This is a genomic window from Streptomyces sp. NPDC102274 (assembly GCF_044766385.1).
GTDB lineage: Bacteria > Actinomycetota > Actinomycetes > Streptomycetales > Streptomycetaceae > Streptomyces.
The window spans coordinates 96,606-122,094 of record NZ_JBIWLW010000008.1 but is presented as its reverse complement, the minus strand read 5'-3'; the positions used below and the strand labels follow the sequence as shown (position 1 = coordinate 122,094).

Genomic DNA, 25,489 nt, shown 5'->3' with positions numbered 1-25,489 from the left:
AACAAAGGAGAGGCCTGACATGGGCACGTATCTCACGCGCAGACATCTGCTGCGCGGCTCGCTCGGCGCCGCCGGGCTGGCCCTCGCCGGATGCGGCGACGGCGGGCCACGGCTCCCGCTGGCCGACAACGCGCGGGTCCGGTTGCCCGAGTACATCCCGTACCGGGGCGTCGCCGCGCCCCTGGCCGGCACCGCCGAGGGCGTACTCAACGGCTATCTGCACTACCCGGAGCGCCCTATCCGCGCCTTCCCGGACGGGCCGCCGGCCAAGGGCCCGGGGTTCTCGGTCATGACGCTGATCTTCAATCCCGTGCCGCCCCCGCCCGACCGCAACAGCTACTGGCGGGCGCTCAACGACAGTCTGGGCACCGAGCTCACGATGGAGATCGTGCCGGTCGTGGACTATCCCAACAAGTTCTCCGTGGTCATCGCGGGCGGTGATCTTCCCGACGCCATGGCGGTACTGCCCTCCGCGACCCAGCGTCCCGCCATGTTCAACGCCCTCTTCCAGGACCTGTCCGAGCATCTGTCGGGCTCGGCGATCCGCGAGTATCCGTACCTCGCCAACATCCCCTCGCAGTCCTGGCGTTGGACGGTCTACAACGGCGGCATCTACGGACTGCCGATGCCCCGCGCCAACACCGGCTCCGTGATGTACTACCGCGCCGACCGGGTCAAGGAGAAGTCCCTCGATCCGAACCCGGGCAGCTTCGACGAGTTCAGGCAGCTGTGTCTGGATCTGTCCGAGCCGCGCAAGAGCCGCTACGCGCTGGGTGACCCGATGACCACGCTCTACTTCATGATGGAGATGCTGGGCGGCCCCAACAAATGGCGCGAGGAGCAGGGGCGCTTCACCTCCTGGCTGGAGACCGAGGAGATCAAGCAGGCCCTGGACTCCGTACGCCGGCTGACCCGTGACCAGCTGCTGCATCCGGACGCCTACAGCGTCCTCGGCAAGTTCAAGGACTGGTTCGGCAGCGGTCAGATCGCGCTGCACTACGACGGCAACACCGGCTGGAACGACTTCTACCGGCTGTACGCGCAGAACACCGAGGACTTCGCGATCGACGGGATGCTCGCGCCCGGCTTCGACGGCGGGCCCGGCACCCACTGGGCCGGCGACTCCAGCTTCGCCACGCTCGTCTTCAAGAAGGCGCCGCGCTCGCGCATACGCCAACTGCTGTGCCTGTGCGACGCGTTGGCGGCGCCCTTCGGCACCGACGCGTACAAGCTGCGCAAATACGGAGTCGAGGGTGTCGACCATACGATCAAAGGGTCCGATCCCCTGCTGACCCCGACCGGGACCGTCGACACGACCGTGCCCACGGTCTTCGTCACCGACGCCCCTCAGTCGCTGTACTTCCCCGAGCGTCCCGAGGTCGTCCCGCAACAGCACGCGTTTCAGAAGCGCGCCGTGGACGTCCTGGTGAAGAACGCGGCCGAGGGTCTGTACTCCGAAACGGACGTCACCTCCAGCGGCGGCCTCCAGAAGCGGATCGACGACTCTCTCAAGGGCATCATGCAGGGACGGGATCCGCTCTCGTCGTGGGACGACACGCTACGGACCTGGCGCCGCGAGGGCGGCGACCGGATGCGCGCCGAATACGAGAAATACTGGGAGAGTCTCCACTGATGCCGCATTCCACACCCCGTACGGCCCCGCTCACCAGGGCGGACTGGGAGCGAGTCGCCGACCGGCTCCTGCTGGCGGTCCGCCCGTACGCCTCGGAGCATCACGCGCTGATCGGACTGCCCGGTACGGCCAGTGTCAACGGCCCCTGGAGCGATGGTCTGGAGGGCTTCGCCCGGACCTTTCTGCTGGCCGCGTTCCGGCTGGCCGGCGCGCGGGGGCACGATCCGCACGGGCTCGCCGAGTGGTACGCGGCCGGGATCGTGGCGGGCGTCGACCCGGCGAACGAAGAACGCTGGCCCACCTTCGCCGAGTCCAACCAGGCCAAGGTGGAGGCGGCTTCGGTCGCCATCGCCCTGCACGAGACCAGGCCGTGGATCTGGGACCGCCTGCCGGAGCTTACGCGGCGCCAACTGCTGGACTGGCTGGGCGACATGGTCGGAAACACGATGCCGGGGAACAACTGGATCTGGTTCCAGGCCATCACCGAGGCCTTCGCCCATACCACGGGCGGCGCCTGGCGGGCCGGTGATCTGACGCGGACGATCGAGCTCACCGAAGACTGGTACACGGGCGACGGCTGGTACTCCGACGGGCTCTCCGGCGGCGCACACCGCAACTACGACCACTACAACGGCTGGGCCATGCACTTCTATCCGCTCTGGTTCTGCCGCATCCTCGGTGACCGGGCGCCGGACGGGCTCCTCGATCGCTACCGATCCCGGCTGCGCCGTTTCCTGGACGACGCCCGGCACCTGGTGGGCGGCGACGGTTCGCCGCTGATCCAGGGCCGCTCGCTGACGTACCGCTTCGCCGCGCTCGCGCCGGTGTGGACCGGCGCGCTCTTCGACGCGACGCCGCTGCCGCCCGGCCAGACACGCCGGCTGGCGGGCCGGATGCTGGACCACTTCACCGGTCACGGCGCCATCGACGAGCGGGGCCTGCTGACACTGGGCTGGCACCGGCCGTTCCGGCCCGTCCTCCAGGTGTACTCCGGGCCCGCGTCTCCGTACTGGGCGAGCAAGGGGTTCGCGGGCCTGCTGCTGCCGGACAGCCATCCGGTGTGGAGCGCCGCCGAGAGTCCGCTGCCCGTCGAGTCCGGAGACTTCGACCGTACCCTGCGCGCACCCGGCTGGCTGGTGTCCGGAACCCGCGCCGACGGTGTGGTGCGCGTCGTCAATCACGGCGGCGACCACGCCGATCCGTCCCGGCAGCACTCCGACGATCCGCTGTACGCGCGGATCGCCTTCTCGACGCACGCCGCGCCCGAGACTCCGTCTCATCCGCGCGGCGGGCCGGTGGATTCGTCGGTCGTGCTGCTCGACGCGGACGGACGGGCCAGCCACCGGCGGCCCCTGGAGCGCATCACGGTCGAGGGCCGTGTCGCTGTGTCACGCAGTCGCGCGCACTGGCCGGAGGACGAGCGCTGGGACTGCTTCGGCGGCCCGGACACGGCGTACCGCCTCGGGCCGTGGATCACCGTGGCGTCCGTGCTGCGCGGCGCCGTGGAGGTCCGGCTGGTGCGCGTGGACCCGGCTCCCGGGGGCGACCCCGGTCCTTGGCGGCTGCGGCTGGGGGGATGGGCCGTGGCCGAGGGCGGTACGGACCTGCACAGCGGCCTCGTTCCGCTGCCCGTTCTCGACGAGAACCCCGGCTCGGGCTCCGATTCCGGTGCCGCGTCGGGGGCCGGAACCGCGTCGGGGGCCGGGTCCGGCTTCGAGTCCCGGTCCGGCTTCGACGAGGCGGACGTACACCACGGAACCGACACCAACGCCCTCACCACCGCGTCCGCGACACCGACACTCTCCACCCGCGGCGAAGTGGTCTTCGCACGGCCGTACGCCGCGGCCGTCCACCTCGGCGGCGACGCTCTGTCCGAGGACCTGACACCGCGGATCCGGCTCCGCTCCCGAACCACGGACGCCACCGGGACCACGGACGCCACTCATACGACGGACGCGACGGGGACGACGGACGCGAACGCCATCGTGGCGGACGTCCTGTGGCCCGATGGCCAACTCGACAGCGTTCGGCTCCCCGCCCCCGCCCCCGCCCCCGCCCCCGTTCCCGCACAGCCGTCCACCGAGAAGGAATCCTCGCCCCATGCATGACGACCGCGTATCCACCGAGGACCGGATCGCCAAGTTCACCGCCGAGCGTCTGGCCCCCGCCCTCTACGGCCCGTCGCTGCCCCTGGAGTTGTCCGCCTGGCGCGTGCCGGGAGAGCCCGTACCCGTCGCCGAGGCACTGACCGCCGCGTACGAACCCTTCAGCGTGGGCGAGGGGTGGGGCGGTCCGTGGGCGACCACCTGGCTGCGCGCCCGTGCCCGTATCCCCGCCGACTGGGCGGGCCGCCGGGTGGAGGCCGTCTTCGACCTGGACTTCGATCTGACGCGGGGACCGGGCGGCCAGGCGGAGGGCTTTGTGCACGACGCGTCCGGCACCCCGGTCCAGGGCCTGCATCCCTACAACAGGTCGGTGCTGCTCGCCGGTTCGGCGAGCGGCGGGGAGCCGGTGGATCTGCTGATCGAGCTGGCCGCCAACCCGCCGATCAGTGGCAGCCGCGGCATCGGTACCCACTACGGCTCGAAGGAGACCGCGGGCACCGACACGCTCTACCGGCTGCTGGCCGCCGGGATCGCCGTCCGCGAGGAGGACGTGTGGCACCTCCTGCACGACATCGAGGTACTGGGCGAGCTGATGCGCGAGCTGCCGGCCGACTCGTCGCGCCGTCATGAGATCCTGCGCGCCCTGGAACGCGCCGTCGACGCCGTCGACCCCTGGGACGTCGCCGCCACGGCCGCCGCCGGACGCGCCGCGCTCCGCGATGTGCTGGCCCGGCCCGCGCATGCCTCCGCGCACACCATCAGCGCCGTCGGCCACGCCCATATCGACTCCGCCTGGCTGTGGCCGCTGCGCGAGACCGTCCGCAAGTGCGCCCGTACCTTCACCAACATCACCACCCTGGCCGAGGAGTACCCCGAGCTGGTCTTCGCCTGCTCCTCGGCGCAGCAGTACGCGTGGATGAAGGAGCAGCGCCCCGAGATCTTCGAGCGGATCAGGAAGGCGGTGGGCGACGGCACCTTCGTACCGGTCGGCGGCATGTGGGTGGAGGCCGACGGCAATCTTCCCGGCGGGGAGGCGCTGGCGCGTCAACTCGTCTACGGGCGGCGGTTCTTCGCGGCGGAGTTCGGTATCGAACAGGACGGGGTGTGGCTGCCCGACTCCTTCGGCTACACCGCCGCGTATCCGCAGCTGGCCCGGCTCGCCGGGGCGCGCTGGTTCCTGACGCAGAAGCTGTCGTGGAACGCGACCAACCGGCTGCCCCATCACACCTTCGACTGGGAGGGCATCGACGGGACCCGTATCCTCACCCACTTCCCGCCCGTCGATACGTACAACGCCGAGCTGACGGGGCGTGAACTCGCCCACGCCGAGCGGAATTTCGCCGAGAAGGGCGCGGCCAGCCGGTCGCTCGCGCCGTTCGGCTTCGGCGACGGGGGCGGCGGTCCCACCCGCGGCATGCTGGAGAAGGCCCGCCGGATGCGTGATCTGGAGGGCTCGCCGAAGGTGGAGATCACCCACCCGACGGAGTTCTTCGAGGCGGCGGGCGCGGAGTATCCGCGACGGCCGGTGTGGCGCGGCGAGCTGTATCTGGAGACACACCGCGGTACGTACACCAGCCAGGCCCGCACCAAGCGGGGCAACCGCCGCTCCGAGCAGCTGCTGCGCGAGGCGGAACTGTGGGCCGCGACGGCCGCCGTGCACACGGGGGCGGCGTATCCGTACCAGGAGTTGGAGGAGTTGTGGCAGCAGGTGCTGCTGCATCAGTTCCACGACATCCTGCCCGGGTCCTCCATCGCATGGGTGCACCGGCAGGCGGAGGAGACGTACGGCCGTATCCACGAGGGACTTGAGCGGATCATCGACGGCGCGTTGTCGGCGCTGACAACGGCCGGGGACGACGGGAGCACCGCCGACACCGGGGTCGCTGACACCGACGAGCCGCACAGTGTGTTCAACGCGGGCCCGCACGCACGCGACGAGGTGCTCGTCCTGCCGACCGGCGTGCGGGCACCGCGCGACGCCCAGCCGTTGAGCGACGGACGGTACGCGGTCGCCGTCACCGCGCCCGCCCTGGGCGCGGGCACCCCGGCCGACGAGGCACCCGCGTCCGTGAGCGCCGAGGCGGACGGCGAGGGCGAGGGGTTCGTCCTCGACAACGGTCTGCTGCGGGTACGCATCGACGGCGCCGGGCTCGTCCGGTCCGTACGGGACCTGGCCGCGGCGCGCGAGACCCTCGCCCCGGACCAGCCGGGCAACCTGCTCCAGCTGCACCACGACGACCCCAACGCCTGGAGCGCGTGGAACATCGACCACCACTACCGCAATACGGTGCGCGATCTCGACGAGGCCGACTCGGTCACCTTGACCGAGCGGGGTCCGCTGCTCGCGAGTGTCCGCGTGGAACGGACCTTCGGCGATTCACGGATCACACAGGATCTCCAACTGACCGCCGGAAGCCGACGGTTGGTGGTGCGCACCGATATCGACTGGCAGGAGCGCGACGCCGTGCTCAAGGCGGCCTGGCCGCTGAATGTGCACGCCGAGCACGAGAGCGCGGAGATCCAGTTCGGGCATGTGCGGCGGCCCACGCACGAGAACACCAGCTGGGACGCGGCCCGCTTCGAGGTGTGGAACCACCGATGGGTGCATGTCGGTGAGTACGGATTCGGCGCGGCCGTCCTCAACGACTCCACGTACGGGCACGACGTACGCCGTCACACCCGCGAGGACGGCGGCACCACCACCACGCTGCGGCTCAGCCTGCTGCGCGCGCCGCACAGCCCGGACCCGCGGGCCGACCGCGGCCGGCACTCCTTCACCTACGCGCTGGAGGCGGGCGCCGATGTCGGCGCGGCCGTCGCCGGGGGCTACGCGCTGCATCTGCCGCTGCGCCGACGCCCGGGTGCGGCCACGGCCGCGCCCCTGGTCACGGTCTCCGACCCGGCCGTGGTCGTGGAGGCGGTCAAGCTCGCCGACGACCGCTCCGGCGATGTCGTCGTACGGCTCTACGAGTCCCGGGGCGGGGCCGCGACCACCACGCTCACCAGCGCCCGCGGTCTGCGCGCGGCCCACCTCACAGACCTGCTGGAACAGCCCGAGTCCGCGCTTGATGTGGCGGGGGACGGTCATGACATCAGCCTTTCGCTGCGCCCGTTCCAGATCCTGACGGTACGGCTGAAGAGCTGACACGGCGGGGCGGGCGGCCCCGTGTACGTACCGGCTCACGCCCGGCACGATCGCCCAGGTCCGCCCGCCCACCGGCCCGATCCCGTACCGACGAGATCACCTACCGGCCCGACCGCCCGAGGAGGGGCCCGTCATGTCCCCCGCACTACCCCGGCACCTCGACCCGGCCCCACCGCCCGGCACGCTGCCCGCCCGTGCCGCCTTCCCCAGCTCCGCCCCGCGCCTGAGCCTCGACGGCGACTGGCGCTTCCGACTCGAAGGCGCCCCGCCCCACGAGCCGGAGCCCGCGGTCCGGCACCGGCGGCGGCCATCGGCGACAGATCAGCACTCCACTGACCGCCTCTCCACGGACGACCTCTCCGCGAACCAGCTCTCCACATGCACACTCCCCACCGGTCAACTCGCGTTCGGTGAGGGGGCCTTCGACGTCCACACCGGCCGGCTCCGCTCGCTGGGCGGTACGGAGCTGGCGGGGCCCGTGCTCGACATCTGGCGGGCCATGACCGACAACGACCGTGAGCCCGGGGCCGAACTGCGCGGCTCCGAGGCCGCCCGCACCTGGCGTCAGCGCGGCCTGGACCGTATGCGCCATCGCACCGACCGGGTGTGCGCCGACGGTCCGGATCTCACCGTCCACAGCCGGCTCGCCCCCGCCTCGGAGCAGTTCGGGCTGCTCGCCACGTACCACTGGAGCGCCGTGCCCGGTGGTCTGCGGCTGCGCCTGACAGCGGCGCCCGACGGCCCGTGGCCCGAGGACATGCCGCTGCCGCGCATCGGCGTGCGTCTGGCGCTACCGGCCTCCTGGAGCCTGGTCCGCTGGTTCGGGCTCGGGCCCGGCGAGTCGTATCCCAACTCCCGTGCGGCGGTACGCGTCGGCCGCTGGGAGCACACCGTTGACGCGCTCCAGTTCCCGTACACGTTTCCGCAGGAGAACGGCCATCGCAGTGAGGTGCGTTGGGCCGAGCTGACGCCCTCGGACGGGGCGGCCGGCGGAATCCGTTTCGAGGGCCGGCCGCATTTCGGGTTCACGGCGCGCCGCTGGACCAGCCAGGACCTCGACACCGCCCGGCACCCGCACGAACTCGTCGCCCGGGACCGCGTCCATGTCCATCTCGACCTCGCCCAGCACGGCCTGGGGTCCGCCTCCTGCGGCCCCGACACACTGCCGGCCCACCGGCTGACGGCGGCCCCCATGGAGTTCGCCGTTGTGCTGCGCGCGACCCCCTGACCACACCGGAACATGTCCACTGCCCCGCCCCGAGCGTCACAGGTAGACACGAGAGACGGAGAAGACATCATGTCCCAACCAGACCTGTCCCCACCGGACCGTCCCGCAGGGGACTTCACCCCCTCGCTCCCCCTCACCCGGCGGCGTGCCGTCGCCGCGCTGGCCGTCGCCGGCGCGAGCGCCGTCGCGTCGGGCTCCGTGGCATCCGCGTCCTCCGCCACACCGCCCTCCGCCGCACCGCCCTCCTTCCGTCGCGGGCCGCGCCTTCTGGCGGCCGAGCGGATCGATGAGCGCACCCTGAACCTGCGGATCGAGTCCCCCGCGCTGGGCCGCACCGGCAACGTCACGGTGCTGCTACCGCCCGGCTTCGACGACGCGCCCACCCGCCGCTGGCCGGTCCTGTACCTGCTGCACGGCTGCTGCGGAAGCCCCGGCTCGACCGGCTGGGGCAACGCCCCCGCCATCACGGCTCAGACACCGGCCCTGGTCGTCATCCCGGAGGGCGGACCGGCGGGCTTCTACGCCAACTGGTGGAACCAGGGCCGGTACGGGGCGCCCGCCTGGGAGACCTTCCACATCAGCGAGGTCCGCCAGATCCTGGAGCAGCAGGTGCGGGCCGGTGACCGACGCGCCGTGGCCGGGCTGTCCATGGGCGGCCACGGCGCGCTGTACTACGCCGCACGGTATCCGTCGCTGTTCCGCGCGGCCGCGTCCTTCAGCGGACTCGTCAACACCACACGGTTCACGACCGGCATCCAGAACATCGTCAAGGGACAGGGCCTCAACCCGCTCGATCTATGGGGCGACCCCACCGCGCAGGCGGGGCTCTGGCGAGAACACAACGCCTACGAGCTCATCTCCCGGCTGCCCCGCGGCTATCCCGTATACGTCAGCAGCGGCAACGGCCTGCCCGGCCCGTTCGACCCCCCGGACCGTACGCCCGACAGCCTGGAGGCGACCCTCGATCTGATGGCCGGGGACTACATAGCCCGCGCGCGGTCCCACGGTCTGAACGTCACGGCCGACCGCTACGGCCCCGGCACCCACACCTGGCCCTACTGGGAACGCGCCCTGACACGTGCGCTCCCGATGCTCACGGCGGCCATCGGCGCGACCTGAGTGTTCCGGTTCCGATCCAGGAGCCGGATGAGGACAGAAGCTGTCCTCATCCCGTCGTAGCGTCCGAGTGCGAGGAAGACCCCGGATCCGGGCCTCTCCGGTGCATTCCGGGGCGATCCGGTCCGATCCGGGCCGACACACGAAGGACGTAGCGACATGCCCACCGCCGACGAACTGATCAGCGCGGCCACCATCCGACAACTGGCACGCGTGCTCGGCGCGACCACCGCGCCGGGCACGCACGGGTCCACGCGTGGGTCCGCACGCTGGTCCACCGTACGGGCGAGCGCCGAGACCCTCGGGCCGCTCGGCCTGAGCCAACGGGCCCGCGCCGTACGTGACGCGCTCGTCCAGGACCTCCCCGGTACGTACCCCGCCGCCGCGGACGTCTTCCGTACCGCCCTGGCCGATCCCGGGTTCTCCGGCTGGATGATCTGGCCGGTCTCCGAGGCTGTGGCGATGATGGCCGTGGACTCGGCCCGCCCCGGGGACTTCGAGGACGGCCTCGCTCTTCTCGCCTCCCTGACACCCCGGCTGACCAGCGAATTCGCCCTGCGGACCTTCCTCAACGCGGACCTCGGGAGAACATTGCGGACGGTCGGCACCTGGACCGCCTCCGCCGACCCCTCGGTACGGCGACTGGCGAGCGAGGGCACCAGACCGCGGCTGCCCTGGGCGAAGCAGGTACCGGAACTGCGCCACCGGCCCTCCGTGACCGTGCCGATCCTCGACGCGCTCCACACCGATGCCGATGAAGTGGTCCGCCGGTCCGTGGCCAACCACCTCAACGACATCTCCCGGCTCGACCCGGCCCTCGCGGTCTCCACAGCGCGCGGCTGGTCGGAGCGCGCCGCTGCCACCACCACGCCCGCGGTGGCCAGACACGCGATGCGTACCCTCGTCAAACAGGCCGATCCGGCAGCACTCTATCTGCTCGGATTCGCCCCGCCCTCCGAGGACTTGATCGTCACCGGGCCCAGACTGCGGAGCACGAAGGTCACCCAGGACGACGAACTGACCTTCGGTGTGGACCTCACCAACGAGGGACCGCGGCCGGTCCGGCTCGCCGTCGACTACGTCATCCACTACGTCAAGGCCAACGGCACCACGGCGCCCCGCGTCTTCAAACTGACCACACGGACCCTGGCCGCCGGTGAACGGCTCGCGCTGGAGCGCCGGCACTCCTTCCGCCCCATCACCACGCGCCGGCACTACCCCGGCGAACACGCCCTGGAGATCCAGGTCAACGGACGCCGCTCCGGCAAGGCCGTGTTCGTCGTCGACCTCTGAACAGAGCCCGGATCTCCAGCCCGCCGGCCGCCGTACGACTCAAGTCCGGTGTGCCGGCAGGCTGTCCAGTTCGGCCGCGAAGAGCAGGGCGGGATCGAAGCCCATTCCGGTGAACTGGCCGGCGAGTTCCAGGGACAGGACGCCGTGCAGCCGGGTCCAGAATTTCAGGGCCAGATGGAGCGCCGCGGGCGGGGCGGGGTGACCGCCGGCCCAGTCCCGGTGGTCTTCCAGATGGGCGCTGAACGGTGTCGCGGGGAGGTCCGGGGCGAGCGCCGTGGACGCGTCGAGCAAGGTTGCCATGATCTCGCTCGAGATGCCGGTGATGTCCTGGGGCGCGTGGTAGCCGGGGACCGGGGTGCCGTAGATGAGGAAGTACCGCTGGGGGTCCTCCAGGGCCCAGCCGCGCAGGGCGTGTGCCAGTCCGACCAGGTCGGCGCCGGCGGCGGAGGCCGCACCGAGGGTGTCGGCGAGACTTCGGTACGCGTCCCGGATGAGTTCGGTGATCAGCTCGTCGCGGCCGGCGAAGTAGCGGTAGAGAGCGGGTCCGCTCATACCCATCCGCTTGGCGATCGCGTTGAGGGAGAGCGCGGACGCGCCCGCCGCGGCGATCTGCTCCCAGGCTCGTTCCTTGACCTCCGCACGCACCTGGGTGCGATAGCGCTCGCGCGGGGTCTTCGTGTCCGTCTTCGCCATGGCCTGCCACCTTCCCCATCCTTGTGGCTATAAGTTCAAGATTTAATTAGAGGCTATCACGCACCCTGTTGACCTCTCGTTTCACATTGCGTTATAACTTCTAACGAACGCAGGAGCTTCTATCCCAGTGCGGAGTGCGCGGCGCGGCCACGCAACACCGCGCACCTGTGCGCACCACCGGATGAGGAGAACTTCGTGACCACCACGGCCGCTTCACACCCCACCCGCACAGAACGGCGCGTTCCGCTGTCGGTGACCGTCTCCGCCTGGGCGGTCCCCGTCATGGTTGTCGGTCAGTTCGCCCTCATCTCGGGCATCCCCGTCGTGATCGCGCTGGTCGGTGCGCTCCGCCGGGTCTCCGACCGGGCGGTGCGCCGGGCGGCCACGCTCGTCGCCGTCACGTTCGCGATTCCGCTCACCGTATGGCTCACCCGGCCCGACGGGGCGCCGAGCCTGTCCAAGGACATGCACCCCGTGTTCGCCGGGCTGATCGTCGCCGCGTCCGCCGCCCTCATCGTGACCCTCCACCGAGCCCGCCGGCGCCTTCCCGCGCGGTGACACCACCGCCCGGACCGCCGCCCCACTCCCGCTCACTCAACACGCCGCGCTCAGCCCGCAACTGACAAGGAGAACGCCATGTCCCGAATCCGCGGCACCAACGTCCGCGCCGCCCTGTTCACCGTCCCGCTCGTCGTCGCCGGTGTCCTCGGCACCGCCGCCGCCCCCGCCGGCGCCACCCCTCACCCCGGCAAGTCCCTCACCTGCCGCGGAGAGGGCGTCGATCCCAAGGCCCTCATCCGCTCCACGACCGAGACCGTGATCCACGCGCCGCTGAGCACCATTTGGAAGCTGCAGACCGATGTGGAGCGCTGGCCGTCCTGGCAGACCCCGGTCACGACCGTGGAACGCCTCGACCACGGCCCGTTCCGGGCGGGTTCGGCGTTCCGGTGGACGACCCCGATACCTCCCAATCCCGCGACTCCCGCCACCAGCCTGGACATCACCTCCACCGTCGAACAGCTCAGGCGCAATTCCTGCATCCGCTGGACCGGCCCCGCGATCGGCGAGGGACTGCGCATCGACGGCGTCCACGTGTGGAACTTCACCAAGGTCAAGGGCGGTGTCCTCGTACGCACCGAAGAGACCCACACCGGAGAGCAGGTCGAAGCGGACGTCCCCACCGCGACCAAGATCCTCGCCGATGGCCTCAAGGGATGGCTGGGTGAGCTGAAGACCGCCGCCGAGGCCAGTGCCCACCACCAGTCGCGCTGACACACACCGGACCCGGATCCGCGCCGCCGTCCTCCTCAGCCCGTGCGCGAGGAGGACAGCGGCATGACACACTGGCAATTGCCGCCGGGACCGGATCCGCCGTCGAGCCGGAGCCGGATCCGCGCCGAGCCCGCTCGTCGCGGCCGTCGTCGACCATGGGATCTAACCTTTCCGCAACGAAGCTCACACCGCCTGATGGCCGGTCACCTATCCTTGCGCGGAAGCCTCGTTGACATTCCGCCGACCGTTGGCCACCCCCGTGGGAAAGCCGCTACGCAGGGCAAGCATGGTTGCGCTTGATTGATTCGGTCATTCCGATTCACCCGAGGAGAGACTGATCTCCCGGCATCCGCAGCCGAGTTGGACCCTCCCCGCGCAGACGAGTGCGCGCGATTTCCCACGCGGCACGCGCCCGTTGGCGCCCGCTACGGCTTAGGATCAGCCGCGCCGCCGGGCCCCCTCCGCCCCGTCGGCAACGATGTGCCAGACCCCCCACCGACATAGCAGCGTTCCCCCACCGACACCCCGCCACAACCCGTTAACAGGTATCAGCGTGTTACCGATACTCAGCACCGGTTCCGGCGATGGAGCCGCGCAGTGAAAATCAATCGTCGCCTCGCCCTGCTCGTCACCGCTCCTCTCACCGTGGCCGTCGCCTTCTCGGTTCTGGCCCTCGCACCCGCGACCAATCGGGCGCTGCAGGCCAACCGGCTTGCCACGATGGTCGAAGTCGCCTCCAGCGCCGGGGAGTTGACCCACCAGTTACAGCGCGAGAGGGCGGCAGCAACCGCGTTGGTCTCCGCACAGGGAGATACGGAGGCGTTCCGGGAACGTTCCCACGCGACCGATAGGAGTGTCGCCACGTTCCGCGGTCGGACAGAGCGCCTGTCCGAGGTGCCCGACAACGCACAGGGCGCGCTGAACCGTATCGAGCGCTTCATCGAGGAGATGCCCTCCCTGCGTGCCCAGGTACGCACGGGCGACATCACCATCTCCGCGCTCGCCTTCGGCTACCGGATCGTGATCGCCGACCTCAACGGCTACCGCGACGGCATCGCGCAGGCCGACGGTGTCGACGCCGACATCGCGGAGCGGATCCGCGCTGCGGCCGCCTTGTCCGAGGCAGCCGAGTACACGGCCCAGCAGCAGGTCACGGTGTTGAGAGCGCAGGCCGCGGGCGGCTTCACGACCGCCTCGCAGCGGACGTTCGACGCCGGCCGGCTGGGCTACACCGAGTCGATCAGCGTCCTGTTCGACCTCGGCCCCGGCCAATGGCGGACCTGGCTGGAGCGCACCCTCTCCGGCGCGAAGGCGCTGGAGGCCCGGCGGCTGGAAGACGAGATCGGGCGTACGGGAACGAGCAAGGACATCGAGGTCACCCCGAAGGAGTGGCAGAAGGCTTCCCAGGACCGTCTGACGCTGCTGCGTTCGGTGGAGAAGCGCGTCGACGAATCCATCTTCTCGACGGTCTCCGACACGCGCACCGCACTCCTCTGGATCGCGGGGGCCGAGGTCGCCCTGGTGGTGCTGACCCTGGTCGGCGCCGTCGTCGTGGCCATCCGCCTGGGCCGCGTGATGATCCGCCGGCTGAGTGATCTGCGCAACGCCGCGCACGAAGTCGCCCACACCGGGCTGCCCGCCGTGATGAGCGAACTGTCCCGACCCGGCGCGCTGAGCGGCGCGACACCCGAGCAGGTCGCCCAGCAGACCGGCAACCCGGTCAGGACCACGGGCGAGGACGAGATCGGCGAGGTCGGCGAGGCGTTCAACGCCGTTCACCACGAAGCCGTCCGGCTGGCCGCCCAACAGGCCCACATCTACGAACAGTTCGCGGACACGCTGGTCGGCGTCGCCCGCAGGGGCGCGCAGTTGACCAGCGTCATGGTGTCCGAGTTGGACACGGTGCAGCGCGACGAGTCCGACCCCGCGCGGATGAAGACCCTCTTCGCTCTCGACCACCTCGCGATCCGCATGGAGCGCAACACCAACAGCCTGCTGGTGCTGGGGGGTTACGGACAGGCCCGGGTGCGCTCGCAGGACGTCGACTGCGCCAGCGTCATCATGGCCGCGGCCCAGCAGATCGAGCGCTTCGACCGCGTGTCGCTCGGCGTCGTCGAATCGGAAATCGGTATCGCCGCCCGCGCCGTGCACGACGTGGCGCACATCCTGGCGGAACTCCTCGACAACGCGACCCGGTTCTCGCCCCCCGACAAGCAGGTCGGGGTCGCCGTATGGCGGCTGTGGGACCGGGCCGTCGTGCAGATCGTCGACGAGGGGGTGGGCATCGCCGCGGAACGCCGCGCCGTCTGCAACGCCGCGCTGCGCGAGCCGCGGTCGGGCATCGGAGACGTACGGTCCATGGGTCTGCACGTGGTGGCGCGACTCGCCGCGCGTCACGGCATCACGGTCGAACTGTGCGACTCGTCCGGTCCCGGCACCATCGCCGAGGTCGCACTGCCCGCGAGCGTGCTGGCCCCGGCCCCCCGGAAGTCCGCGGAGCCGCCGCGCGGCACGCTCGGTTCGAACCGTGCCAACGACAACCGTGGCATCGGTGTGCGCTACACAGCACCTCGTCCGATCACACAACCCGGCGGCGCGACGCAGGGCGCCAACCAGGGCGCGCGCAACCGGGTCACGCCGCCCGGTGGCACCACCGTGCGCGACGAGCCGGCTTCCCGTATCGCCGGAGTGAGCTCCTCAGGACTGCCCGTACGGCAGCGCAACACACCGCAGCAGCGAGCCACCTTGGGCAGACGGGACGGCGGCGAACAGCGCTCCGGCGCCGCCACGCCCAGGCCGTCGCCCCGCCGCCGGGACTCCCGGCAGGTCTCCGACGTCCTGGCGGCCTACGCCCAGGGGATCAACAGGAGCACCAACCAGCGCCGGCGTTCCACCATCGATGACGACACCGAACGGAGCGAGAAATGACCTCATCCGCCGACCTGAGCTGGATCCTGAGCGGTTTCGCCGGACGCGTCCCGGAAGTCACTCAGGCGATAGCCGTGTCCGTGGACGGACTCGTGCTGGCGTACACCGGTGTGAATCGTGACGACGCCGACCGGCTGGCCGCCATCGCCTCCGGCGTCGTCAACCTGCTCTCCGCCGCCGCCCAGTTGACGAACACCGATCCCGTCGAGCACAGCCTCACGGCGATGGAGGGCGGCTACATGTTCTCGATGGCCGTCTCCAGCGGCGCCTCACTGCTGGTGACCACCACGAGGGACGCGGACATCGGTGAGGTCAGCTACATGATGTCCGAACTGATCAACCAGGTCGGCGACTCACTGTCTCCCCAGGTCCGCGAGGCGAGCACCGAACTATCGGGCTGATCGCCCGGCCGTTCCCGTACGACCGCACCACCCCGGCCGTCGCCCAGGTCGAGCCCGCTCCACAGCCAGTCGGCGGCCACTCGGCAGCCGCTCGGCCCGTTTTGCCCGTTCCTACCGATGGGAGCCCCCATGTTCCTCGACGTGTCCCTTTCGCGCCGCCGCCGATTCCGGCCGCTCGGCGCTGCCGCCCTCGCCCTCGGTCTGGCAGCCGTCACCGGGTGCAGCGGCGACAGCGGAGCCGGCGACGACACCGTGAAGGTGGGCCTGGTGGCCTCCCTGTCCGGCACCTACAAGCCGGTCGGCACCGAACTGCGCGCCGGCTTCGAGCTGTACCTGGAAACCCACGGCAACAAGCTGGGTGGACGCGAGGTCGAACTCATCGTCGCGGACGAGGGCGACGGTCCGCCGACCGCCGTTCCCGCCGCCACCAAGCTGGTCAAGAAGGACAAGGTCGACGCGTTGACGGGGTTCGTCGGCGGAGGCTCGGTCAACGCGGTGCTGCCGCTGGTCAACCAGGCCAAGATCCCCTTCTTGGGGTCGAACGGCCGGCCGCCCATCAAGGACCTCGAGTACGTGTGGACGACGAGTTTCCTGTCCGACGAGCCGGGCAAGGCCATCGCCCCGTACGTCAAGGAGAAGGTCGACGGGCCGGTCTACGCGATCGGCCCCGACTACCAGGGCGGCTACGACGAACTGCGTGGTTTCACCGACGAGTTCAAGCGCATGGGGGGTGAACTCGCCAACCCCGACGGCAAGACCGCCTGGACGCCGTTTCCGAAGACCACCAACTTCCTGCCCTACTTCGGCGAGATCGCCAAGACGGACGCCAAAGCGGTGTACTGCTTCTACGCCGGCAAGGCCGCGATCGACTTCGCCAAGCAGTACGCGCAGTCCGACATCGCCGATCTGCCGCTGTACACGGCCTTCGTCACCGAGGGCAGTGTGCTCCAGGCGCAGGGCGACGCGGCGAAGGACATCTACTCGGTCCTGAACTACGCGGCCGACCTCGACAACGCGGCCAACCGTAAGTTCGCCGCCGACTGGACGGCCAAGCACGACACACAGCCCACCACCTACGCGATGGCGTCGTACGACGCGGCTGCCGTGCTGGACCAGGCGATCGCCGATGCCGCCAAGGGCGGGGACGTGACGCCGCAGACCATCAACAAGGCCATCGCGGGACTGGGCCAGATCGACAGCCCGCGTGGCGCCTGGGAATTCGGCGACAAGGCTCACTCGCCGGTGCAGGCCTGGTATCTGCGTCAGGTGCGGCCGGACGGTAACCAGCTGGCCAATGTCATGGTCCAGGACCTGGCGACGCTCGGCAGCTGACGTGGAACTCCTCGATGCCCACCTCATGCCCGCGGTGGACGGGGTGGCCTACGGGCTGCTGCTGTTCGTGGTCGCCGCCGGCCTGAGTCTCGCCTTCGGGACCGCGGGCGTGCTGAACCTCTCGCACGGCACGTTGTACGCCATCGGCGCCTACACGGGAGCCGAGCTGAGCGACGGAACCTGGGGCGGCCTCGCCCTCGGGCTGGCCGCCGGAACGGCGGCGGCGTGCGTCGCCGGAGCCGGGCTGTCCGCCGCGACGGTTCCGCTCGCCCGGCGTGGGCATCTCGCTCAAGCGCTGCTGACGTTCGGGCTCGCCCTGGTCGGCGGTGATCTGCTCATCCAGCTCTTCGGGGCGGACGAGCTTCCGGTACGCGTCCCCGAGGCGCTCGACTCCTCGGTGACACTGCTGGGCCACCGGTATCCCGCGTACCGGCTCTGCTTCATCGTGATGGCCGTACTGCTCGCCGCGTTCGGCACATGGGTGCTGACCCGGACCCGCGTGGGTGCGACGGTACGGGCCGCCTCCGACGATCCGCAGATGCTGGCGGCCACCGGCCACAACCCCCGGGCGGTGCACACCGGTGTCCTCGCGGCGGCGGGTGCGCTGGCCGGTGCGGCGGGCGTGCTCGGGGCGCCGATCATCGGTCCCGGGCCCGGCACGTCCGAGAACGTACTGATGCTGTCGCTCGTGGTGGTCGTGCTCGGTGGACTGCGCTCGCTGTGGGCGACCTTCTTCGCGGCGATCGCCGTGGGTGAGGTCCAGACGCTGGGCGTCTCGTTGGCGCCGGACCTCGCGCCGTACCTGCTCTTCGCCGCGATGGCGGCGGTGCTGGTGCTCCGGTCCCGCTTCGCGGAACCGGCGACCGGGCACCGCCCGGAGGACCCGGAGGGCCCGTCCGCGGACCCGGTGGCCCGGCTGCGCCGCCATCTCGCCGCGCGGCTGCGACGGGGACCGCGCGGGGCGGCCGGGGCGGTGGCATCGCGCGGCAGGGGCAGGGGCAGGGCCGCGCTCACGGAGATCACCTGGCTTCCGCGCGGGGCCGCGTGGCGGCGGGCGGCTCCGTTGCCGGTGTTGCTCGTGGTGCTGATCGCGCTTCCGGGGATACTCGACCCGTACAGCATCTCGCTGGCCGGTTCGGCCCTGGCTCTGGGCCTCCTCGCGGTCAGTGTCACCGTCCTCACAGGCTACGCCGGACTGCCCACCCTCGGGCAGACCGCGCCGTTCGCCGTCGGCGCGTACGCCACCGCGAATCTCGCGGAGGCCGGGTGGACCATGGGCCCGGTCCAGATCGTCCTCTCGGCGCTCGCGACCGCGGTCTTCTCCGCCGTGACGGGGCCCGCCGTGATCCGGGCCCGTGGCACCACCGTGCTGATGATCACGCTCGCCATCGGTGAGCTGACCGGCGCGGTCATCAACCAGTTCACGTCCGTCACCGGCGGCGCCGACGGTCTCGTCGGCTTCCCGTCCACGCGGGCGCCGTGGGGCGGGGAGGGGATGTCCGAGGAGAGCGACGTCTACACCTACGCGCTCGTCGTCGCCGTCCTCGCCGTCGCCGTCACCCTGCTCGTGCTGCGCTCCCCTGCCGGGAAGCTGCTGACCGGTACCCGGGGCGCCGAGGCGCGGATGCGCGCCTCGGGGCACCCGGTGGGGCGCTACCTGCTGGTGGCGTACATCTGCGCCGGTGCGCTGGCCGGCGTCGGCGGCTCGCTGATGGTCACCGTCCAGCAGTACCTCTCCCCCGCCGACGTCGGCTTCGAGATCGCCGCGTTCGCGCTGCTCGCGGCCGTCATCGGCGGTACGACGTCCGTGATCGGCGCGCTGATGGGCGCCGGGCTCATCGTCATCACCCGGGACTGGGTCGCCAGTTCATGGCCCGGCCACGGGCCGCTGCTGCTCGGCGCGCTGTGCGTCGCCGCCGTGTACCTGCTGCCCCGCGGTCCGGCCGGCCTGCGCGGCGGATCCGGTCGCGGCGGGCCGACTCCCGGCGAGCGGCCCTCGGCCGCGTCGACGTCCGCGCACACCCCGCCCCCCGCCGGGAAGGTCTCCTCATGACGCCCACACCGACCGCCGCATCGGCACCCCCGGTACTGGACCTCACCCGTCTCACCCGCAGATACGGCAGTCTCACCGCCGTCGACGACGTCAGCCTGCGGCTCCCCGCGGGAGCCCGGCACGCCGTCATCGGCCCCAACGGCGCGGGCAAGACCACCCTGCTCAACCTCATCGCGGGTACCGACCGGCCCGACCAGGGCACCATCGTCCTGGGCGGCGCGGACATCACCCGAACGGCCACCGCCAGGCGCAGCCGTCTCGGTATCGCCCGCAGCTTCCAACAGCCGTCCGTGATAGCCGAGTTGACGGTACTGGACAATGTCGTACTGGCCGGCTGGCCGCACCATCCGAAGCGCCGCGGTGCCTGGCGCAGCCCGTCCCGCCACCGGCTGCACACCGAGTCCGCGGGCCGCCATCTGGAGGCCGTCGGCCTCGCGGACATCGCCCACCGGCCGGCCTCCACGCTCTCCCACGGACAGCGTCGCATGCTCGACCTCGCCGCCGCGTTGGCGGGCGACCCGCGCCTGCTGCTCCTGGACGAGCCGGCGGCCGGGCTGACCGACGGCGAGATCGGCCGGCTGCTCGGCGTCCTCGGAGGGCTGCCGGAGAGCGTCGCGATCATCCTGGTCGAGCACCATGTCGAAGTCGTCGCCCAACTCGCCTCGACGGTCACGGTGTTGGCGGCCGGACGGGTGCTCGTCACCGGTCCGACCCAGGAGACGCTCGCGCACCCCGAGGTCCGCGACGCGTACCACAACACCGGCACGACGGCGGACAAGGCCGCGGACGGCGTCCCGGACCCCGGCGTCGAGAACGTCGGCGCGTCCACCGTCGCCACGTCCACCACCGCCACGTCCACAGCCGCCCCGTCCGCCGACGACCCGTCCGCCGACGCGAGAGGATGACCGACCCCCGATGCTCGAACTCACCGGACTGACCGCGGGCTACCACGGCGGGACCGTCCTCCACGATCTCGACCTGTCGGTGCCCGCCGGCACAGTCCACGCCGTCGTCGGCCACAACGGCGCGGGCAAGACCACTCTCGTCCACACCGTCGCCGGACTGATACGCCCCAGCGCAGGTGCCGTACGGCTCGACGGCCGGGACGTGACGGGACAGCCCGCACACCGGATCGCCCGCGCCGGGATCGGCCTCGTACCGCAGGGCCGTCGCGTGTTCGCCGGGCTCACCGTCGCCGAACACCTGCGGCTGTCCTACCGTCCGCCGCGCCGTGACGACACCACGCGTCCCAGCGTGTGGACCCCGGCGCGCGTCCTGGAACTGCTGCCCCGGCTGGGCGAGCGCCGGGGCCACCGGGGGGCGGATCTGTCCGGCGGCGAACAGCAGATGCTGGCGCTGGCCCGCGCGCTGCTCGGCTCGCCGAACGTGCTGCTGCTCGACGAGCCGACCGAGGGCCTCGCGCCGGTACTCGTCCGGCAGGTCCACGAGCTGGTGACCACGCTGGCGGACGAGGGCATCGCCGTAGTGCTGGTCTCCCCCAGCCCGGCCCAGGCGGCCGAGTGCGCCAGTACGCTCACGGTCCTCACCTCGGGGCGGACGACGCTGCGGCTGGACGGCGCGGCCGCCCGTACCGATGCCACCGCCCTGCACACCGCACTCGAACTCGCGCCGACGGCGGATTGAGACGCGAGCGATACCAGCCGTGAGGGCGGTGACCGGCACGCGGTCACCGCCCTCCTCGCGCCCCGGGCCCACTCGCACCCCGGGCCTCCCCGCGCCCCGGGCCTACTCGACCTCGATGCTGTGGCCGCCGAAGCCGCTGCGCCGGTCGGAGCCTTCGTTCTGGTCCTGCCACCACGCGTCGAACTCGGGTTGGTCCATGGCGGACCAGTCCGGTGTGTTCTCGACCTGCGCGCCGCCCATCCTGCGGGCGAGCGCGACCATGGCCGCCCCGACGGCGCGGCGACGGGCGTCGTACCTCTCCAGGATCTCCTGCCAACTGCCCCCGGTCACCCAGGCGGCCTCCAGAGCGGTGGCGTCCTGGAGCGCCTTCACACTGCCGCCGCCGATGTGCGGCCGGGCGACGCTGGCGGCGTCGCCGACGAGCGCCATCCGTCCCGAGGTGTAGTGCGGCACCTCCAGGTCGTAGATGGGCTGGATGAAGGTGGTCTCAGGACGCGTACGGAGCACCCTGAGAGCCCAGTACGGCGGGAAGTTGTCGGCCACCAGGGCCCGCAGGTGCGCGGTGAGCTCCGAGTTCAGACGGCCCGGTGGCAGGGAGGTCGGGGTCAGCAGGTCGGGGTGGAGGCCGTCGATCCGCGGGGGCGTCGTGTAGAGAACCCAGTTGAGCCGGTGCCCGCCGACGCCGTCCGGGATGCGATAGATCATGCAGTGGCCGCCGGGGAAGACGATGTTGTGCGCGTCGTGGCCGTCCGAGGGGAGGTCGGCCACGTCCGACGACGTACCGCGCCAGCCGATGTAACCGGCGTATGTCGCGTCGGCCCCGGGGAACATGGCCTCGCGGACGACGGAGCGGTACCCGTCGGCCCCGATCACGACGTCGAAGTGCTCCTGGTATCCGTCCGCGAGACGCAGCGTCACACCGTCAGCGTCCGGCTCCACGCCGGTGACCGTCGCGCCGGACCGGTAGCAGACCTCCTCGGGCACCCGGCGGCGCAGCTCGCTCCATAGGGAGCCCCAGTTGTAGGCACGGAAGGGAAACGGCTGCTCGCCGACGGTCCGGCCGTGGTCCGCCTCGCCGTCGCGCATGCTCCACACCCGCCGGGTCAGTGGCGCCCAAGGCATCTCGGAGGCCACATAGCCCGCGTGCCTCAACTCGTCGTACCGGTCGTTGTGAAGGGCGATTCCCACTCCCCTGTCGCGGAGTTGGGCGTCGGCGCGCTCGAAGACGGTGATCTTCCCGGCTCCGCCGCGCGACGCGGCCACGGCCGTGGCACACCCCGCTATGCTGCCGCCGACCACAGCGATGCTGCCTCCACGCATGACTGGCTCTCCACTCACTCGGTGTTCCGGTCACCGTTCCGGCCGCTGTCGCGCCGGCGTGACCGGCTGGAAATCCGCTTGAATTGGCGCTCGTTGTCCCGTTGCCCACGGTCAGGATCCGGCGGAATCCTATCGAGGAACGCGCGCACTATCAGTGAACTTCCCACAGTGGATGACCAGTTGGCTCCCGGCACCGCCGGAGCGCGACCGACTCGGCGCGGAGCACAACGCGGCGTTCGCGGCACCGTGGAGTAGCTGGGGTGTGTCCGGACACACCCCAGGTCTAGTCCTCCTGGCTCTGGCCTGCTGTGATGCGCAGCCTGATCGTGCGGGATTCGGGGCGAAGCGCGAACTCGGGCCACACATCCGGTCCACAGGCCCGTGAGCCGAGCCCGTGCTGGGCCGCATCGACGATCAGGTGACTCGTCGTCGACTCCGGAAGCTCGAACGGGTGTCCGGCTCGTGCGATCTGCTGTGGGATGTGACGGCTGAGCGTGAAGCCGGGGCGCCGTCCGCGCGTGTCCGGGATGGTCGTCATGCGCAGCGCCTCGGTACCGGCGCTCGTCAGTGCCAGCTCTCGCAACTGGGAGCGGTGCCCCGTCTCCTGGGGCCGCGCGTAGGCAACGGAGAGGTCGCGGATGGTTGAGGAGAAACGGCCGGTACGCGCCGCGCGAAGACTGTCGGGGTAGGACTCGAACGGGCCGAGGCCGAACCATTCGGCGCCGTCTATGGGAGCCGCGCCATCGGGCAGCTCGAAACGAATCCCGATCCGCGGCCACACCGTCAGCCAACCGCTCGACGGCTCGATCTCCACACGCAGGTCGAGTCCGTCGCCCTCAAGCGACCAGACCGACTCCACGATCACGGACGAGGCGGAGTTCGCCGCGGAGACTCTACTGATCGTCCGCAGGGCCGTCGCGGTGCACTCCACGGACAGTCGCCGCGTGACCAGCCGGTCGAGACCGTCGCGACGCCACAGCTCGGCGTTGGAAACCCCGGCGACGCTGGCGTCGCTCTCGCCGACATCGTCGGACGCGCCTTCGTCGTTGTCGGTCGGGGCGCGGAACAGTTCCAGCCGCGGGCCCACCACGGCGCGACCCGCGAGGCGTACGAGGGACCCGTCGATGAACTCGGCGGGTCCGAGCGTCAGTGTGCCGTCGCTCTGCCGCCAATCGGTTTCGGGTCGCACAACCGGTACGGGACGACGCGTCGAACGGTCCAGCTGCGCGGTCGCGATCACATGCCCGGCGCTCGCCCACGCGGTCCCGGCCGCCAGTACCGCGTCGGCGGTGAGCCACGTCTCCGCGTCTCGCGACACCGGGATCCGTGGAAGCGGCACCCGCGCCGACTCGCCTGCCGCGATGACGGGGACCTCCATGTCCCCGGAATCCACGAGCGTCCCGTCGTGCTCGACGCGCCAGCGGAAGCGCAGGTCGGACGTGTCGGCCGAGTGCCGCAGGTTGGTCACCGCGAGCGCGTCACCGTCGAAGGTGAAGCGGAGCGGCTGCGCGACCGCCTTGTACTCGTGGAGGCTCGGAGTCGGGACGTCGTCGCTCAACAGCACCCCGTCCATCACGAAGTTGCCGTCGTGTACGACCTCTCCGAAGTCGCCGCCGTACGCGTGATAGGGCGTACCGTCCGCGGTCGTCGTCAGGATGCCGTGGTCGCGCCATTCCCAGACGAAGCCGCCGTGCAGCCGTGGATGCGCGTGCACGAGCGCCTCGTACTGGTCGAGCGCTCCCGGCCCGTTGCCCATCGCGTGGGCGTATTCGCAGAGCAGGAACGGCTTGGAGCGCTGCCGAGCGCTCTGCGCGGGGGTGCAGTTCAGCAGCGTCGAGTGTGAGCCGTCGGTTCCGATCCGCTCGGTCTCGGACACCGACGGGTACATGCGCGAGTAGATGTCGGTGTATTCGCCGGCGTGGTCGCCTTCGTAGTGCACGGGCCGTCCGGCGTCCCGGGCATGGACCCACGCCGACATCGCGGCGAGGTTGCTGCCGGTTCCCGCTTCGTTGCCGAGCGACCAGATCACGATACTGGGATGGTTCTTGTCCCGTTCGACGGTGCGCTCGATGCGGTCGAGATAGGCTCCGCGCCACGCCGGGTCGTCGCTTGGATTGCCCACCCAGTCGAGATGGTCGAAGCCGTGCGTCTCAAGATCGCATTCGAGTATGACCCAGAATCCGAGTTCGTCGGCGAGGTCGAGCAGTCGTGGATGCGGTGGGTAGTGGCTGGTGCGGATCGCGTTCACGTTGAACCGCTTCATGCGGGCCAGGTCCTCGCGGGCGTGCTCCTCGTCGAAGACGCGTCCGCGCACGGGGTGGAACTCGTGGCGATTCATCCCGTGGAACACGACGCGGCGGCCGTTGACCAGGAACTGGTCGCCGCGTATCTCGACCGTGCGGAAACCCACCCGCAGGGCGATGCTCTCCGCGGCCGTCGACACGGTGGCGTTGTACAGGCGGGGGTGCTCGGCCGACCAGGGCTCCACTCCCCCGACATCGAGCGGGGCCACATCGGCCGCTGTCGCCCAGATCTGTTCGATGCCGAGTTCGGGGAGGCGAAGGGTGACCGGGAAGGCCGCCGCGCCGGCGATGACCTCCGTCTCGATCCGCCCCCGCCCCTGCTCGAACCCGGTGCGCAGCCAGACGTCCTCGATGCCTCCGACCGGCCGTGCGATCAGGGTGACATCGCGGAAGATGCCTGGCAGCCACCACTGGTCCTGGTCTTCGAGATAGCTGGCCGCCGACCACTGGTGCACGCGTACGGCGACGACGTTGTCGCCCGGACGCACAGACGAGGTCACGTCGAATTCGTGGGCGAGCCGGCTGCCGCCGGCGCTGCCGATCTCGTCTCCGTTCACCCAGACCTTGAAGAGCGACTCGACACCGTCGAACCGCAGCACGACGCGCTCGGCTCGCGACCAGTCGGCGGGCATGTCGAAGTGGCGGCGGTAGTCGCCGGTGGGGTTCTCGTCCGGGACATGGGGCGGGTCGACCGGGAACGGGAACTGCACGTTCGTGTAGATCGGCCGGCCGTAGGCTCCGTCGCCCTGGAGCACCCAGTGGGAGGGGACCGGGATGCTGTCCCAGCCGCTGTCGTCGAAGCCTTCCGACGCGAAATCCTCCGCCGTCGGCGCCGTTCGCGACAGACAAAAACGCCAATGCCCGTTCAGTGAAAGAGAAGGGGCGTCGGAGTGCAGCCACGAACGCGCCGTGCGCAGCGCGCCACGCCCTGGTGTGGTGTCCGAGACATACGCGGAAAGTGGGGAGTGCACGAGGTCACAACTCTTTCTTGATAACAGAAAGGATCCGAACGCCGGCCGCATT

The 25,489-nt window shown here is 70.8% G+C and carries 17 protein-coding genes; 14 read left to right on the top strand and 3 right to left on the bottom strand.

Features of this window, described 5'->3' with window-relative positions; all coding sequences use genetic code 11:
* The first annotated feature begins 19 nt into the window (after window positions 1–19).
* The 6 genes from ACIRQP_RS13605 (at window position 20) to ACIRQP_RS13580 (ending at window position 10,520) form a co-directional block, all read left to right on the top strand.
* Window positions 20–1,633 carry an extracellular solute-binding protein gene (locus ACIRQP_RS13605; RefSeq protein ID WP_403888174.1) on the top strand — a complete coding sequence of 538 codons (1,614 nt, stop codon included), beginning with the start codon at window positions 20–22 and terminating at the stop codon, window positions 1,631–1,633.
* Window positions 1,633–3,741, top strand: coding sequence for a DUF2264 domain-containing protein (locus tag ACIRQP_RS13600; protein ID WP_403888171.1), 2,109 nt, complete (start codon window positions 1,633–1,635; stop codon window positions 3,739–3,741). The genes ACIRQP_RS13605 and ACIRQP_RS13600 overlap by 1 nt, the downstream gene beginning before the upstream one ends.
* Window positions 3,734–6,883: an alpha-mannosidase gene (locus ACIRQP_RS13595; RefSeq protein WP_403888169.1), complete on the top strand. Its 3,150-nt coding sequence runs from the start codon at window positions 3,734–3,736 to the stop codon at window positions 6,881–6,883. Before ACIRQP_RS13600 ends, ACIRQP_RS13595 begins: the two co-directional genes overlap by 8 nt.
* A gap of 133 nt (window positions 6,884–7,016) precedes the next feature.
* On the top strand, window positions 7,017–8,111 hold the full coding sequence (locus ACIRQP_RS13590) for a beta-galactosidase small subunit (protein ID WP_403888166.1): 1,095 nt from the start codon (window positions 7,017–7,019) through the stop codon (window positions 8,109–8,111).
* 69 nt (window positions 8,112–8,180) lie between these two features.
* On the top strand, window positions 8,181–9,230 hold the full coding sequence (locus tag ACIRQP_RS13585) for an alpha/beta hydrolase (RefSeq protein WP_403888164.1): 1,050 nt from the start codon (window positions 8,181–8,183) through the stop codon (window positions 9,228–9,230).
* 156 nt (window positions 9,231–9,386) lie between these two features.
* Window positions 9,387–10,520 (top strand): DNA alkylation repair protein, encoded by a 1,134-nt coding sequence (locus tag ACIRQP_RS13580; protein WP_403888161.1) that lies wholly within the window; start codon window positions 9,387–9,389, stop codon window positions 10,518–10,520.
* A gap of 39 nt (window positions 10,521–10,559) precedes the next feature.
* Here the strand turns inward: ACIRQP_RS13580 and ACIRQP_RS13575 are convergent, their stop codons facing one another.
* Complete coding sequence (locus ACIRQP_RS13575) at window positions 10,560–11,213, bottom strand: TetR/AcrR family transcriptional regulator (RefSeq protein ID WP_403888158.1); 654 nt, start codon at window positions 11,211–11,213, stop codon at window positions 10,560–10,562.
* A 195-nt stretch (window positions 11,214–11,408) separates the two neighbouring features.
* Here ACIRQP_RS13575 and ACIRQP_RS13570 point away from each other — a divergent pair, with 195 nt between their 5' ends.
* The 8 genes from ACIRQP_RS13570 to ACIRQP_RS13535 all read left to right on the top strand — a co-directional run bounded on the left by ACIRQP_RS13570 (window position 11,409) and on the right by ACIRQP_RS13535 (window position 20,843).
* Window positions 11,409–11,771: a hypothetical protein gene (locus tag ACIRQP_RS13570; protein ID WP_403888155.1), complete on the top strand. Its 363-nt coding sequence runs from the start codon at window positions 11,409–11,411 to the stop codon at window positions 11,769–11,771.
* A 78-nt stretch (window positions 11,772–11,849) separates the two neighbouring features.
* Window positions 11,850–12,485, top strand: a complete 636-nt coding sequence (locus ACIRQP_RS13565; protein WP_403888152.1) for an SRPBCC family protein — start codon at window positions 11,850–11,852, stop codon at window positions 12,483–12,485.
* A 597-nt stretch (window positions 12,486–13,082) separates the two neighbouring features.
* Window positions 13,083–15,413, top strand: coding sequence for a nitrate- and nitrite sensing domain-containing protein (locus ACIRQP_RS13560; RefSeq protein ID WP_403888149.1), 2,331 nt, complete (start codon window positions 13,083–13,085; stop codon window positions 15,411–15,413).
* Entirely contained in the window at window positions 15,410–15,814 is a 405-nt protein-coding gene (locus ACIRQP_RS13555; protein ID WP_403888146.1) for a roadblock/LC7 domain-containing protein, read from the top strand. The genes ACIRQP_RS13560 and ACIRQP_RS13555 overlap by 4 nt, the downstream gene beginning before the upstream one ends.
* A 129-nt stretch (window positions 15,815–15,943) precedes the next feature.
* On the top strand, window positions 15,944–17,146 hold the full coding sequence (locus ACIRQP_RS13550; protein WP_403888143.1) for an ABC transporter substrate-binding protein: 1,203 nt from the start codon (window positions 15,944–15,946) through the stop codon (window positions 17,144–17,146).
* 1 nt (window position 17,147) lies between these two features.
* The gene (locus ACIRQP_RS13545) at window positions 17,148–19,199 is read left to right on the top strand and encodes a branched-chain amino acid ABC transporter permease (protein ID WP_403888586.1); all 2,052 of its coding nucleotides are present in this window, start codon (window positions 17,148–17,150) and stop codon (window positions 19,197–19,199) included.
* On the top strand, window positions 19,196–20,104 hold the full coding sequence (locus ACIRQP_RS13540) for an ABC transporter ATP-binding protein (RefSeq protein ID WP_403888141.1): 909 nt from the start codon (window positions 19,196–19,198) through the stop codon (window positions 20,102–20,104). Before ACIRQP_RS13545 ends, ACIRQP_RS13540 begins: the two co-directional genes overlap by 4 nt.
* Before the next feature lie 10 nt (window positions 20,105–20,114).
* Window positions 20,115–20,843 carry an ABC transporter ATP-binding protein gene (locus ACIRQP_RS13535; RefSeq protein ID WP_403888138.1) on the top strand — a complete coding sequence of 243 codons (729 nt, stop codon included), beginning with the start codon at window positions 20,115–20,117 and terminating at the stop codon, window positions 20,841–20,843.
* 102 nt (window positions 20,844–20,945) lie between these two features.
* Here the strand turns inward: ACIRQP_RS13535 and ACIRQP_RS13530 are convergent, their stop codons facing one another.
* Together ACIRQP_RS13530 and ACIRQP_RS13525 are read right to left on the bottom strand one after the other, a co-directional pair.
* Window positions 20,946–22,163, bottom strand: a complete 1,218-nt coding sequence (locus ACIRQP_RS13530) for an FAD-dependent monooxygenase (RefSeq protein WP_403888136.1) — start codon at window positions 22,161–22,163, stop codon at window positions 20,946–20,948.
* Window positions 22,164–22,446: 283 nt separating this feature from the next.
* Window positions 22,447–25,488: a glycoside hydrolase family 2 TIM barrel-domain containing protein gene (locus ACIRQP_RS13525; protein ID WP_403888134.1), complete on the bottom strand. Its 3,042-nt coding sequence runs from the start codon at window positions 25,486–25,488 to the stop codon at window positions 22,447–22,449.
* Window position 25,489 lies beyond the last annotated feature (1 nt).

Excerpts from the sequence above, each read along its gene's own strand:
- ACIRQP_RS13575 (WP_403888158.1), bottom strand. The coding sequence starts at position 11,213 with ATGGCGAAGACGGACACGAAGACCCCGCGCGAGCGCTATCGCACCCAG.
- ACIRQP_RS13595 (WP_403888169.1), top strand. The coding sequence starts at position 3,734 with ATGCATGACGACCGCGTATCCACCGAGGACCGGATCGCCAAGTTCACC.
- ACIRQP_RS13555 (WP_403888146.1), top strand. The coding sequence starts at position 15,410 with ATGACCTCATCCGCCGACCTGAGCTGGATCCTGAGCGGTTTCGCCGGA.
- ACIRQP_RS13540 (WP_403888141.1), top strand. The coding sequence starts at position 19,196 with ATGACGCCCACACCGACCGCCGCATCGGCACCCCCGGTACTGGACCTC.
- ACIRQP_RS13580 (WP_403888161.1), top strand. The coding sequence starts at position 9,387 with ATGCCCACCGCCGACGAACTGATCAGCGCGGCCACCATCCGACAACTG.
- ACIRQP_RS13525 (WP_403888134.1), bottom strand. The coding sequence starts at position 25,488 with ATGCGGCCGGCGTTCGGATCCTTTCTGTTATCAAGAAAGAGTTGTGAC.
- ACIRQP_RS13600 (WP_403888171.1), top strand. The coding sequence starts at position 1,633 with ATGCCGCATTCCACACCCCGTACGGCCCCGCTCACCAGGGCGGACTGG.
- ACIRQP_RS13550 (WP_403888143.1), top strand. The coding sequence starts at position 15,944 with ATGTTCCTCGACGTGTCCCTTTCGCGCCGCCGCCGATTCCGGCCGCTC.
- ACIRQP_RS13585 (WP_403888164.1), top strand. The coding sequence starts at position 8,181 with ATGTCCCAACCAGACCTGTCCCCACCGGACCGTCCCGCAGGGGACTTC.
- ACIRQP_RS13530 (WP_403888136.1), bottom strand. The coding sequence starts at position 22,163 with ATGCGTGGAGGCAGCATCGCTGTGGTCGGCGGCAGCATAGCGGGGTGT.
- ACIRQP_RS13565 (WP_403888152.1), top strand. The coding sequence starts at position 11,850 with ATGTCCCGAATCCGCGGCACCAACGTCCGCGCCGCCCTGTTCACCGTC.
- ACIRQP_RS13535 (WP_403888138.1), top strand. The coding sequence starts at position 20,115 with ATGCTCGAACTCACCGGACTGACCGCGGGCTACCACGGCGGGACCGTC.
- ACIRQP_RS13605 (WP_403888174.1), top strand. The coding sequence starts at position 20 with ATGGGCACGTATCTCACGCGCAGACATCTGCTGCGCGGCTCGCTCGGC.
- ACIRQP_RS13590 (WP_403888166.1), top strand. The coding sequence starts at position 7,017 with ATGTCCCCCGCACTACCCCGGCACCTCGACCCGGCCCCACCGCCCGGC.